The following is a 13,410-nucleotide window of genomic DNA, read 5'->3' on the forward strand; positions in this document are numbered from 1 at the left end:
GATTGTTAATTATACTTTTGCCTATTTTTTGAAATGGGATAATAGTTTTAAAAAGTCATTTAAAGGCATGGGGCAGCCCCACAAATATCCTTGAAACTCAGTACATCCATTATTTTTAAAAGCACTAAATTGTTCAGGCGTTTCGATGCCTTCTACCAACACTCGGAGGTTCAGATCTAATCCAATTTTAATAATGCCTGTGACTAATTTATTACTGCGTTTATCATCCAATGCTGCCTGTACAAAGCTACGATCAATTTTGATTTGGCTGATGGGCATTTTTTGTAGATAGCTTAAAGATGAATAACCTGTACCAAAATCATCAAGAGAAAGCTGAACTCCTTGTTTAGATAAGAACTGCATTTTTTCGATCATGCTTACACAATTCGTTAAAGCAATATTTTCAGTAATTTCTAATATGAGACGAGATGGATTGACCTCATATTTCTGAATCATCCCAATTACAGTTTGCTCAAAGTTTGGTTGCATAAAGTGATCAGCACTAATATTAATTGAAAGTGTAAGATCTTTGGTCTCAGCTTTTTTACTCCACTTTTGTAAAACTTTGCAGGCTTGAGCCAATACCCATTCCCCGATCTCTGGCATTAACCCAAAACTTTGTGCCGATGGAATAAAATCTTTTGTGGGAATATATCCTAAAACAGGATGATGCCATCTTAATAAAGCTTCCGCACCAATTAGCGCTTCAGAAGCATTAATTTGCGGTTGATAAAAAAGCTCAAACTGTTCTTTTGCAAGTGCTAAGCGTAAGTCTTGCACCATAGTGCTTTCGGTTTGTATCTCTAATTGCATGGTGTAAATTGAAATACAGATCATGAGCGTAGCGACACAAGTTGCAATCCATCCCCCATGGTCACGAATATCTTCCGGTAAAGGTATGGCGCTCTCAAGATTAAAAGAGCTGCCACTAAAAAATATAAAGCATCCAATCGACAAAAGAATTAAAGCAGCTTGTAAAAAGCTTGGATTTCTACGGTAATTCAAATATCCCAATATCGCCCCAGCGGGTAAAAACAATTGAGCCACTTGCGGACGGTCACTTGTAGCGACATCAAAAAATAAGCAAAAAATGACTGGAAAAACAAGCAGAACGACTTGAGATAAAAGAATACCCGCTGAAATGCGGTTTATATAAATGAGAAAAAGGCTAAATATAGAGATCAGTGTAAAAATGATATCCATACCCACAATTAACCACATTTTTGCAAATATAAAATATGTGGTCCAAAACAAACAAAAAATAATGCAAATAAAGATATTGGCTTTTGCGGCGATTGTAAGCTGCTGATCCTTTACGGTACGGTAATTTTTTTTGCGTTTTTTAAAGTAAGACGAAGCTATCATAAATAAATCAACCGTAAAATATTTCTTCATAAACCCCAAGCTTGATCAGTGATATACCCTGTCAATTTTCACCAATAAAACCTCATGTTTTATTTATTTTTATATGACTCATCTTGAGGTGGGTGTTGTTTTAATTGTGGTGGCACAGTCCGGTTGTTTAATTGAATAATTTTGTTTTTCAATCACCTTATAATTTTAAAGGATCATCCCCTAACGATACATGTGTCTGCGACTAAGGTACAGGCCCTAAATAGCGAAAAATTAGAGCATAAGAATTTTTAGAATATAGAGCCCTCTTTGTTGATATTAATAATAATTATCATTACTATTTAAGAATAATTTAACTGTGTGTTTAATTGCGCTACTCATTGCCAATTTGTGGACTCCGCCGCTATGAACTTCAATGTAGAGAAACAGGTATGGTTTAGCCAAATTTACCGTTCTCAGCAAACTACGCTTTTATCATGGTTTAAACACAAAATTCAGCACCATCATCAATCTGAAGACCTGAGTCAGGAAGTGTTTTATCGTGCTTTAAAAAGTGGATATTGTTTTCAAAAAATTAAGGAACCACAGGCATGGCTTATGGGGATCGCCAAGCATGTCATGATTGACTATTGGCGCCGTCAGCATATTGAAAACTTATATCTAGACGCCCTACAGCATCTTCCAGAAGAATATTATCCCTCTGCTGAACATGAACTTTATATTCAAGAAACCCTATATCAAGTTCATTTAATATTAGAAAAACTACCTACCCGCACGGCTCAGGTCTTTTTGATGTCTCAACTAGACGGCATGACTTATCGAGAAATTAGTGAAAAAATGAATATTTCTGAAGCTACTGTGAAAAGAGATATGAAACAAGCTTTTTTAGCTTGTATAGACCTTTATAATTAACCCTTTTCAACGCGCTCAAATTTCTACTGTATGTCAGCTATTAATAAAACTCCTCCTCATGTTTTAGATGCAGCCGCAGACTGGTTGGTACTTCTACATTCGGGTGAAATGACAGCATTACAGCAACAACAATTTGAGCAGTGGAAAGCCGAAAAAAAAGAACACCAGCTAGCACTCCAGCAAATGGAAAAATTTAGCCACGGTTTATCAAACCTCGCAGGTAACTTCCCTTCCAAAGCTTTAGTTCAGTCTAATCAAAAATTTAATCTTGCTGCAAAACGCAATATGCTGTTGAGCCTTTCAGGTTTAGTCATCGTTGGCTTGTCTGCCTATTTCATACCTTGGGAAAAATGGCAGTCGGACTATCACACCAAAGTGGGTGAAATTAAAAAAGTATCGTTAAAGGATGGTTCTCAACTGATTATGGCAAGTGATTGCTATGTCGATGTAAATTTCACGCAAGAGAAACGTCAGATAAAGCTGATTGATGGAGAAATTTATATTGAAACGGCAAAGGATGCTCAACATCGGCCATTTATTGTCGAAACCAAGAATGGTTCAGTAGAAGCCTTAGGTACTCAATTTACGGTTCGTCAAGAAAATAGCGAACAAACCAAAGTCAAAGTCTATAAACATGCGGTAGCCATTGAACCAGAGAACTCGTCTAAACGCCAAATATTAAAACAAGGTCAACGTGCTTTTTTTGATGAAAAATATATATCAAAAGCTCTTCCTCTCGATAACGATCAGCCCTATTGGACCCAACAACTTTTGGTTGTAGATCAATGGCCACTTCAAAAAGTGCTGGATGAACTATTTCGTTATAAAAAAGGAACTTACCATCTCGCCCCCGAATTAAAAAATATAAAAATTTCTGGGGTATTTTCTCTAAAGAACCCTGAGCAAAGCTTAGAAACTTTGGCCTATAGTCATCAACTTGAGCTGACCTATTACAGTCCCTATTTGTTAAATATTAAAAAAAGATAAAAAATGTGACCCTTTTTTTGATCTGGTTCGACTTATAGAGAAATACACTCCCTGTCGAGAAGACCACATGAAGGATTATCAAGCAAAAAGTAAATTGGCTTTGGCTATACGTGCAGTGCTATGGAGTACGCCATGGGTGGTCACGGCGCTTACCTCAACGTCTATTTACGCTGCACAAACTTACAGTATTTCAATTCGCCAGAGCACGCTTGATCAGGCCATTAAGCAACTGGCAATTCAAACAGGCACAACCATTAGCTACGATAATGCCAGTCTTTCAAAAACAAAAAGCAAAGCGCTTCAAGGGAATTACGCTGTTGAAGATGCTTTAAGTCTGTTATTACAAAGTCACCCATTTGAAGCCGTTAAAGTAAACAATGGTGGTTACAGCATCCGAGTGAAGGCTCCACCCGCTCCAATTGAACCCAAAGTTTTCCAGTTAGAAGCCATTAAAACAAAAGCAAATAATAACAATGAATTTGATACGGCAGGCAGTGAAACAGGTACGGCTCATTTAGCAACAATTCATGTTAATGCTGATCATGGCGAAAATTTAACAACCGAAGGTTCTGGCTTATATACAGCGAAAGCGACCACCGCCTCTACTGGCTTGGCATTAAGTTTGAAAGAAACACCTCAACTGGTCAGTGTAATCACCAATCAACAAATGAAAGATCAGAACCTCACCCAATTAACCGATGTTGTGAGTCAGGCAGCAGGTCTTTCTATTAAACAAGGCGGCAACATTGGCAGTGATAACTCACCTATTTACGCTCGTGGCAAAGAAGTGGATAGCTATTTACTCGATGGCGTAAAGCTCATGAGTTCATATGCAAGTATTTTCCAGAGTCAGGACATGGCTTTATTTGACCGTGTCGAAGTCGTGCGAGGTGCAAATGGCTTAATGACAGGTGCTGGCAGTGCAAGCGCAAGTATTAATCTGGTCCGAAAAAAACCATTACAGGACTTTAAGGCTTCGGTGAGTGCTGACATTGGTTCATGGGGTTCTTATCGTACCGATATTGATGTTTCCACACCTCTTAATGAATCAGGAAGTATTCGTGGTCGTACTCTTTTTGCCTATCAAAAGTCAGACTCTTATATCGACCGCTACAACGAAGAACGTAAAGTGGCTTATGCCGTATTAGAAGCTGATTTAACTGAACAAACCAAAGCAAGTTTGGGTGCAAGTTACCAACAACTCGATTTGACTGGTGTCGCTAGAGGTGGTTTACCAAGCTTTTATACAGATGGCACACCGATTAACTGGTCCCGTTCAGATTCAGCGGCGGCGAGTTGGACGGGTTCAGACCGTTCAACGACATCTTACTTTGCTGATATTGAACACCAGTTTAATGACCGCTGGAAATTAAAAGGTATGGTGTCTAGAACCATTACAGATTCGGATGAAATTGTAGGTTATACCTTCTCAAGTAAAGGGATTGATAAAGCTACTGGTAGCGGGGCAATGTTGTATGCAACCCGTTGGGATTATCGCCCTACTCAAGACTTATTCAATTTAACCTTAAACGGTTCATTTGATTTGTTTAATCAAACTCATGACGTGGTGTTAGGCACAACTTACACAAAAAGCAAAAATAAACGTCCAACCTATTCGGGCTGGAATAACGGAATGACATGGGATGGAACTCTAAAAAATATTTTTGCTTGGGATGGCAGTACACCTAACCGCCCCGAAACAAAAATAGATGGTTGGTACAGTGGCGATGATCGTAGCCAATCTATTTTTGGTGCTGTTCGTCTTAAAGCAACCGACAATCTTGCAGTCATTTTAGGCACTCGAATTGAAGACTGGGAGCGCGTAACTGGCAACCATTCAGATGCTGATAATAAGACCACCTACACAACACAAGAAGAAAGTGGCAAGGTGATTCCTTATGTGGGCATTACCTATGATTTCACTGACAACTGGACTGCGTATGCAAGCTACACCAATATTTTTTCACCACAAGATAAGAAAGCTGTTACAGGCGAATACATAGACCCATTAATAGGTAATAGTACCGAGCTGGGTATTAAGGGTGAGTTTTTTGATAATCAATTAAATGTTGGCGCTGCTATTTATCAAACTAAAGAGGACAATACAGCGATTGCATTAGCAGATGTATTTGCTCCAGATGGTTCACAAGCCTATCGAACAGAATCTGGCACCAAAAGTCGCGGCTTTGAAATTGAAGCGACAGGTAAGTTGACTGATTTATGGCAAGTTTCCACAAGCTTTAGCCGTAACTTATCAAAAGATAGCCAAGACAACCGATTAAATACCGGTGTGCCAAATAACACAGTCAAACTGTTTACCACCTATACCCTGCCTTATCTTGATGAAGCCCTGACCATTGGTGGCGGTGTTCGTTGGCAAAGCGAAATCTATGAAAAAAATGCGGTCTCTGCAACAGGTAGATTTACTCAAGAAAGTTACGCTTTAGTCGACTTAATGGCACGTTATAAGGTCAACAATAATCTAATGCTCAACTTTAATGTTAATAACTTATTTAATGAGAAATACCATTTAGGCACCACAAATAGCTATTACGGCGCTCCGACTAATTTTCGAGTGGGTGTTAAATATGAGTGGTAAATAAATTACTCGACCTTTAAAGACCTTACTTCAGAGGCAAATAATGTTCTTCTGAAGTAAGTTTAAGCTGGCGTAATAAATTGCAAGGGAATATTTTTTAGCTAAGCTCAGGCTATAATATTAGACATGCTCTATTATTTTATTTAATTCTCCTATGAAGAATGCGTTTTCTGACAGCAAACAAATTAGACAAGTGTCTAGTTTCCCTGAACTTGTAAATACAAAGTTTCAAGGAGAGACAAATGCGATTTGCTGGCACAGAAATTTGGTTGGCGACTTTAAAGAGATTGTGAGTAAACTTCATTTAAAAGAAAATATTACAGAAGTTTCTGTTGAAGACCTTTTAGCGCTACAACTTTCAGAAAAAGGCAATCTGGCAAGAAAAACTATTTTAGAAGATATCGAGCAGTTAACTGATTTCGGCGCATCGCCAGTACTTAACTTACTTAAACATTATGAACGCGATGAAGAGCTAGGCTTCATTTCAACAGATGTATATTCATTTCATGTTGATCGCTCTCCAATTGAAACCGATACATTCTTATGTACCTATCACGGCGCTGCCAGTGATATTGTGCCCAATAATCAGGTTGAACAAAAAGTTTTAATTCCCGAAATTAGAGAAAAGCTCAAAGAATTACATGATGGCCCAGAAGCTGAATTTGAAGCATTTTTGGCAGAGTATTTTTTTGATTTGCATTATCAGCCTAAACCCGCTGCCCAACCTGTAAATTTAGGCACGGGACATATTTGGCGTTTAGCAGTAGATCATCCAACTCAAAAGGTTTTACCTTGTGTTCACCGAGCACCTGTTGAAAAAGATGGCGAGTATCGATTGCTGTTGATTTGTTAAATATATTGCCACTCCATGACGGGAATGGCTTGAAATCATTTTTATCCAAGAAAAACTGGCTTAACTAATCTCTTAAGATATTCCGAAAACGGATCAAATAAATTCGGATATCTACCAAAGCAAAAATAATGAAAAATATGATTTAAAGTAGTTGACCCTCACGTAACGTAAGCCCCTAGCATAAAACACGCCTAAGGAAGAAGGAGCTAAAAAGATGCTGTTAAAAGTTGGTGAATTGGCTAAGCAAACAGGACTTACTGTCCGTGCTCTTCATCACTATGACGATATCGGTTTACTTCAGCCTTCGGTCCGTTCCGATGCTGGTTATCGACTATACACCCGTAAAGACATTACTCGTTTGCATCAGATTCAAGCATTACGAGGACTGGGAATGTCGTTAGCCGAAATCCATACGGTTCTTGAAGACCCCAATCTTGCACTTTTACCAATTATTGATCAGCAGATTCAAGCAATTGATCAAAGGCTGACAGAGCAAAAGAAATTGCGAAATCAGCTCAGCAAACTTAAATCTCAGATCATAAGTGGTGAAGAGCTTGGTTTGGAGGATTGGCTAAAAACACTGGAGCTTATAGCGATGTTTGAAAAATACTTTACAAAAGAAGAGCTTGAAAAACTGACTTTCTTACAAGCAGGCACTAAAAGCCACCAAGAATGGCAAGAGTTAACTCAAGCAGCAAATGCACTATTTAATGCTGGCGAACCATCTAATAGTGAAGCAGCTCAAGACTTGGCTCGAAAGTGGATGAAAACTCTTGAGCACAATACGCGAGCTAACCCAAAATGGTTAGTTAAACTAAATGCTATAAACTCAGCCGAGCCTGAATTTCAGGAAAAATTAGGCGTAACGCCAGAAGTTGTTGAGTTTTTACTTAAAGCTTTTTCTGAGAGTAAGCTGTGTATTTTTGCCCGTTATTTATCTGATGATGAGTTTACTTTTTTAAAAGAAAATTACATTCGTGAGATGAAAAAATGGCCTCAATTATTGGTCGATATTGAAAAATTGATTGATGCCGAGGTCACACCTGATAGTGATGGAGCGAAGCATTTGGCACAACAATGGCTCTCTATGCTACAAGGCTATGCTGGCAAAAACCCAAGTACTCAAGAAAAAATCCGTACAGCAATGCAAAATGAACCAAGCCTTGCTGACGGTACTTGGCTCAAACCAGTGACCCTACAATTTCTGGAAAAAGCAGTAGCAGCACTAATGCGTGGTGCTTAGTTCTATCAAAGCAGCTGGCTACACCATAATCTGGTGTAGCTTTTTAAAATACTCTACTCACTCCTAAAAACAGGTTTTTTTATAAATTAGTTTTGATATTTATGATTATTTTGGTTTTCACGATTAATATATAACATTCACACGAACCCAATCTTCATACTTGGTTGCCTGAACATTCGTAGTTGATATGATGGCCCCGTGAATAGGAATATTTTCTTTCATTCCTGTCGCAATTCGTGAACGAACTTTATCTGCCGCCCCTCCCCAAATTTGAGTGTGGCCCGCATCTTGATACAGTACATATGCAACAGATGCTGGGCTGGCAGTAGATTTAAGTTCAAAGTTATTGTCTGAGGTTACAGCCAATTGATAGGGTGTATTTTTGCTGCATTGCACAGTTACATCCGTTCTTGCAGTAGGAACTGGTTGAGCACGTTCAACCGAACCAAAATCTAAGTTTCCTTGTGTGGAAACTTCACAAGTTTCTAGAATGGTTAAACTGACCCTCAATGATGTAGATGCATTTCCAGCATCTGCACTATTTATTGTCAACATTCCCATCAGAGAAAATAAAGCATGTCTAATGACTTTCATTTCTTCTCTCCTTAACTTTTTGTTCTAATGTCTATTCATCTTTATATTGTGTTTTTTCTGTTCCTATTAAAGAAACAGCTTTCAGGATTGTTTAGTTATAAGACTTAATATTGCACAGTGTCAATCTATACTAATCACATGATTTGCATATTATTTTTATAATTTGTGATGAGTTACACGCAATCTAACTAATTTAAAAAGTAGTGGATGTTTTTTATTTCTCCTAAGCGTAAATTTTGTCATTATTTATCAAACTGTATGCAGTTTAATCACTCCACTACTTCTAAAAATTATCAGTAATTTATAATCTGCTTTTAAATCTTGCTTAATCATTCTGTCCATTCTCGCAATTGCATAAAAAAATCGATCAAAATAATATCCAAACAAATAGATTATAACTTTACATATTGTTTAGCTTATCGATTCAATACTAAGAAAATTGTGAAGTTAAATTTAAAATGAATAATTCTGGCCTTTAAAACCCTTTATTTTTAATTCGAGAAACCATTGATATGAAAAAATATTTATTATTAATTTTATTCAGCCTTTATTCGGTTCATTCATTTGCTTCGGACAAATTACATGGCAGTGTTTGGAAAACCATTGATGACACAACCAATCAACCTAGAGCGCTGGTAAGATTTAACCAAGATAAAAATGGCAACCTCTCTGCAAACATCGAAAAAATACTTGTTCCAAGTGAAGCTAACAAATGTACGATGTGTGAAGGTACCTACAAAAATAAATCTTTGATTGGCTTAACCATCGTGAAAAATTTAAAAAGTGTCGGTCACAATAAATATGACAAAGGATCTATCCTCGACCCACAGTCAGATAAGACCTATCGCTTTAGCCTAACAGTATCACCAGATGGTGAAAAACTTACTGCGCGTGGATACATTGGTATCTCTGCGATTGGCCGGAATCAAACGTGGTATCGAGTTAAATAAGCTTTAAGCAAAGGCTGTAACCTCGACATTTTATAGTCTTTATATTTTAAAGATTACATTTGTAGAGGTTACACAGTCCAATTAGGTTATAAATAGAAAGTATCTTTTTTAAAGAACTTATCACTTATAAAAATATTAAATTTAAATATTAAAGTAATATTCAAATTACCCACCCACTCTACAATTTTCTAAAGAATCAATTTTTCACTAATGGTTTAGCATTACCTATTTAGTTTATCTTTAATACAGGATATTAACTAAAGATTTCCTATTCTTTAATAGCTGAATCAAGGAGATCATATATTGCACTTTTCAAATTTTCACTATTATTTCTAGCAAAATATCGCAATAAATTAGAATCATTATCTAGACCTATATCTTCCCTCATAAGTAAAATTAAGTCTTTGTTTAAAGATTCTAGATTTTCTATTTGTTTAAAGCTTTCTTTCATCAATTTTTTTCTAAGTTCAAAAATAATTAAAAATAAATCTAAGTTTTCATCTATAAGATTATCCAAGTAAATACTTTTTTCTTTAAGTTTTTTAATTATTTCTTGATGTAATAGCTCATCTTTATCATTTATACCATTGAGTAAATTTTTTAACTCATCAACCTCTGCCTGAATTTTTTGTTGTTGAGCATTTTGGTTTTCATATTTAACCTCTTTATCTGAATAAGCAAAAATATTCTTCATAATAAATGCATGTAAATTAATATAATTTTCTTCAATTTCAAAAATTTTCAAAACTATCTTGCTTTCAGCCACCAACTTTATTTTATTTATGGATGATGAAAGAATACTTATACTTTCATGTTTATTTCTACTTTCTGGCTCATTAATAATTCTAACTAAAAATGTATGAACTTGAGATAGATGTTCAAAATAATCTAAATAAAGAGTTTTCTTTAGTTCGAGCTTAATTTTTAAATCATTTTGTTTTTCATCACTTTTGATCTTTTCGGAAGCAATTTTATAATTTGATCTACTATTTAGATATGCTCCAAGCAGTGTTCCCGATACTGCAATCAAAGTTATAACTATTGTTAATATTTGCTGATTCATAATGCTTAAATAAATTAAAATACTTAATTTACTTTAATAAAAAATAAGTGGAAAATCTATAACTTAGCATCTATAGCTTTAATTATATAAGCATAAAGTTACAGGCCAATTACCTATTAATAGCATTACCCATCCGAGCAATGGCGAACTAAACATCAAAATATAAAGTAGCCAATGTGGTGCATGGGTAATAAACTGCCAGCGTGGTACAGTCGGTGGCAATGGTAGAATTAGGTAATAGATTCGATTTATTAATCTTATGATGACCAATAATAAGATTGTGACTCCTAAGGGACAGTGGATATTGATTAATCACGGACGCCTAGTGATTGAGGTTGTCATTCCCACGCCAATAGCCAAAATCGCTACCGCCATAAACCAATGCAGTATTCGGGCAGTCAAAATAAATATGACAAGGGATCCTATTCTCGACCCTCAGTCAGACAAGACCTATCGCTTTAGCCTAACAGTATCACCAGATGGCGAAAAACTTACTGCTCGTGGATATATTGGTATCTCTGCAATTGGTCGAAATCAAACGTGGTATCGAGTTAAATAGCTCATGAACTAGCAGTAACCAACTCTTTGTAGCTACTCACCGATCATAATTACAATCAATATGTGCATGATGCATGTAATAGTTTTTTATGATCGGTACTTAGCTTGAATAATCAGCATAATAATGACGAGTAGCGAAGGTATTGCAGCAATCACAAATAAATGAGTAATAACCAGAAATTGAGAAAGATACCCACCAAATAACGGCCCAATGACCGAACCCAAACGGGCAATTCCGATACTCCAGCCCACTCCTGTAGTACGAAGTGAAACTGGGTAATAACTGGCAGACAGTGCATTAATGGCAGGTTGCCCACCAACAATGGCAAAGCCAGCAATAAAAATGATAATAAATAATAAAACGATATGGCTAACCGCATAGCCAATTAAAGCAACACTCATCACTGCAACCAAAAAAACAGGAATTAATACTTTATAAAATCCTGTCTTATCGATTTTAAGGCCCATCACCACACTACCAATCGTACCACCTAATTGTAGAGTGGAACCGATCATCAATGCCTGATTTAGTGAGAGTCCTGATTCTTTGGCCAAAGTCGGTAACCAGTTTGCCAGAAAATATAGACTGATCATATTTAAAATACTAATGATCCAGATGGAATAGGTAAAAAACGCGCGCTGATTTTTAAATAACTCAAGCGGCGACTTTTTAACCTCAACTTCAGTGTTATTAATAATTTTTATTTCTGAATTGAATGTTAATGTGGGATAAAACTTCTTTAACCAAAATAAAATCTTAGGAGTATTTTTATTATCTTCACTCAAAAAATATAAAGATTCTGGCATCTTAAAGTATGTGATAAAGAAAATAATTAAAGGAACAATACCGCCAAAATAGAAAATCGCCTGCCAGCCTCCCCAAGGAACTAATAAGGCGGATATACCGCCCCCTAACATTGCCCCTACCGTATAGCCACAAGAAATGACCATCATGGTAAAAATACGAGATTTGAATGGAACAATTTCGGAGCTATAAGCCATAACATTTGGCATGATCCCTCCTAAAAAAATTCCTGTAACAAAGCGGATTGCAGTCAATTGCTCAATATTGCCTACATGTGGTGTCACCAGCATCAATACCGAAAACATAAAAGTCGAGATCAGTAAAATGGGACGGCGGCCAAACCGATCAGAGAGTGAACTTAATAAAAATGATCCGACAAACAAACCAAATAAGCTGGCGCTAAACACAATTCCTAGCATGGATTTTTGAACGCCCCATTCTTCTATAATCATTGGAGCTGCGTAAGCCATAGACTGGATGTCATAGCCATCCATAATCATTAGTAATAAACAGGTGATCAGAATAAATTTTTGATAGCGTCCAATTTTCTGCTGATTGATCAAATCACTTAATGCAACTTCTTTCATGGTATTCCCTTCTCCATGACATGCTTTAAATTAATTCATTTTAATTATGCAATACGTAATCAATTTACGATTAACGTAAAATAAAATAGCAATAATATGCCAATAAAGTCAAAATATTATTTTTTTACAATATAAACAAAAAGTTAGATCGGATGATTTGATTCTATCGGAGTAATGAACTCACCTTATTGCACGGGGTCTATGGTCTGCTCATCTAACAAAAAACAAGCAAACCATACTTCCTATTATTTAAATTATTTTTAGATTCAAGCAGATGATTTAAAAAACAATCGAGAATCTTTTCCCTCTCAGCCGCCTGATCTGAGCTAAATAATTCCCCTCAATCAGCATTCTTCTTTTCAGCAGAAGATCCATTACTTGATGGTTTAGAAGAGCCCAAAGCCATACTTGAGAATACACCATCGCGATAAATCCATGCATGTAATAACGCAGCAGACAGATGACCAATAACCACAGCAAATAATAACCAAGCCAAAATTCCGTGTAGAGTACGGAACCAAGCGTAAAGCGTAGAGTTAGTAGGTGCTATAGGTGGAAGGTCCCAACCAGGAAATAAAGTTACAGGCCAGTTACCTGCCGATAGCGTTGCCCATCCGAGCAATGGCAAACTAAACATCAAAATATAAAGCAGCCAATGTGATGCATGGGCCATAAACGCCTGCCAGCGCGGTACAGTCGGCGGCAAAGGGGGAATTGGAAAATAGAGTCGATTTATTAATCTAATGATGACCAATAATAAGATTGCGATTCCTAAAGGACGATGGATATCGATTAACCACGGACGCCAAGTGATTGAGGTTGTCATTCCCACACCAATAAATAGCATGGCCAAAATCGCTACTGCCATAAGCCAATGTAGTATTCGAGCAGTCAAATTAAAATGAC

General features: G+C 36.6%; 11 protein-coding genes and 2 pseudogenes. 7 read left to right on the plus strand and 6 right to left on the minus strand.

Annotation, left to right across the window (positions count from 1 at the left end):
- Positions 1-21 precede the first annotated feature (21 nt).
- The gene (locus J536_RS18560) at positions 22-1,395 is read right to left on the minus strand and encodes a putative bifunctional diguanylate cyclase/phosphodiesterase (protein ID WP_032063585.1); all 1,374 of its coding nucleotides are present in this window, start codon (positions 1,393-1,395) and stop codon (positions 22-24) included.
- A gap of 363 nt (positions 1,396-1,758) precedes the next feature.
- On the opposite strand from J536_RS18560, the gene J536_RS18565 reads away from it, so the two are divergent.
- The 5 genes from J536_RS18565 to J536_RS18585 all read left to right on the plus strand — a co-directional run bounded on the left by J536_RS18565 (position 1,759) and on the right by J536_RS18585 (position 7,947).
- The gene (locus tag J536_RS18565) at positions 1,759-2,265 is read left to right on the plus strand and encodes a sigma-70 family RNA polymerase sigma factor (protein ID WP_032063587.1); all 507 of its coding nucleotides are present in this window, start codon (positions 1,759-1,761) and stop codon (positions 2,263-2,265) included.
- Positions 2,266-2,295: 30 nt separating this feature from the next.
- Positions 2,296-3,252 carry a FecR domain-containing protein gene (locus J536_RS18570; RefSeq protein ID WP_032063588.1) on the plus strand — a complete coding sequence of 319 codons (957 nt, stop codon included), beginning with the start codon at positions 2,296-2,298 and terminating at the stop codon, positions 3,250-3,252.
- Positions 3,253-3,319: 67 nt separating this feature from the next.
- Positions 3,320-5,851, plus strand: coding sequence for a TonB-dependent siderophore receptor (locus J536_RS26235; RefSeq protein ID WP_032063589.1), 2,532 nt, complete (start codon positions 3,320-3,322; stop codon positions 5,849-5,851).
- Between the two features lie 154 nt (positions 5,852-6,005).
- The gene (locus J536_RS18580) at positions 6,006-6,704 is read left to right on the plus strand and encodes a DUF1826 domain-containing protein (protein ID WP_032038354.1); all 699 of its coding nucleotides are present in this window, start codon (positions 6,006-6,008) and stop codon (positions 6,702-6,704) included.
- A gap of 214 nt (positions 6,705-6,918) precedes the next feature.
- Positions 6,919-7,947: a MerR family transcriptional regulator gene (locus tag J536_RS18585; RefSeq protein WP_005070125.1), complete on the plus strand. Its 1,029-nt coding sequence runs from the start codon at positions 6,919-6,921 to the stop codon at positions 7,945-7,947.
- 123 nt (positions 7,948-8,070) lie between these two features.
- Here J536_RS18585 and J536_RS18590 read toward each other — a convergent pair whose 3' ends face one another.
- Complete coding sequence (locus J536_RS18590; RefSeq protein ID WP_005070127.1) at positions 8,071-8,541, minus strand: spore coat U domain-containing protein; 471 nt, start codon at positions 8,539-8,541, stop codon at positions 8,071-8,073.
- 512 nt (positions 8,542-9,053) lie between these two features.
- Here J536_RS18590 and J536_RS18595 point away from each other — a divergent pair.
- Entirely contained in the window at positions 9,054-9,491 is a 438-nt protein-coding gene (locus J536_RS18595; protein WP_005070129.1) for a DUF2147 domain-containing protein, read from the plus strand.
- Between the two features lie 268 nt (positions 9,492-9,759).
- Here J536_RS18595 and J536_RS18600 read toward each other — a convergent pair whose 3' ends face one another.
- On the minus strand, positions 9,760-10,554 hold the full coding sequence (locus J536_RS18600) for a hypothetical protein (protein ID WP_032063590.1): 795 nt from the start codon (positions 10,552-10,554) through the stop codon (positions 9,760-9,762).
- A gap of 93 nt (positions 10,555-10,647) precedes the next feature.
- A pseudogene (locus tag J536_RS26240) lies at positions 10,648-10,965 on the minus strand (cytochrome b); the annotation flags it as partial.
- Between J536_RS26240 and J536_RS25750 the strand changes: the two are divergent.
- A pseudogene (locus J536_RS25750) lies at positions 10,945-11,113 on the plus strand (DUF2147 domain-containing protein); the annotation flags it as partial. The pseudogenes J536_RS26240 and J536_RS25750 overlap by 21 nt on opposite strands.
- Positions 11,114-11,199: 86 nt before the next feature.
- Here J536_RS25750 and J536_RS18610 read toward each other — a convergent pair.
- Complete coding sequence (locus tag J536_RS18610) at positions 11,200-12,504, minus strand: MFS transporter (protein WP_032063591.1); 1,305 nt, start codon at positions 12,502-12,504, stop codon at positions 11,200-11,202.
- 340 nt (positions 12,505-12,844) lie between these two features.
- On the minus strand, positions 12,845-13,410 hold a 566-nt coding region (locus J536_RS18615; RefSeq protein ID WP_068791393.1), incomplete at its 5' end, for a cytochrome b.

The organism is Acinetobacter sp. 809848, assembly GCF_000581275.1.
Classification (GTDB): Bacteria; Pseudomonadota; Gammaproteobacteria; order Pseudomonadales; family Moraxellaceae; genus Acinetobacter; species Acinetobacter pittii.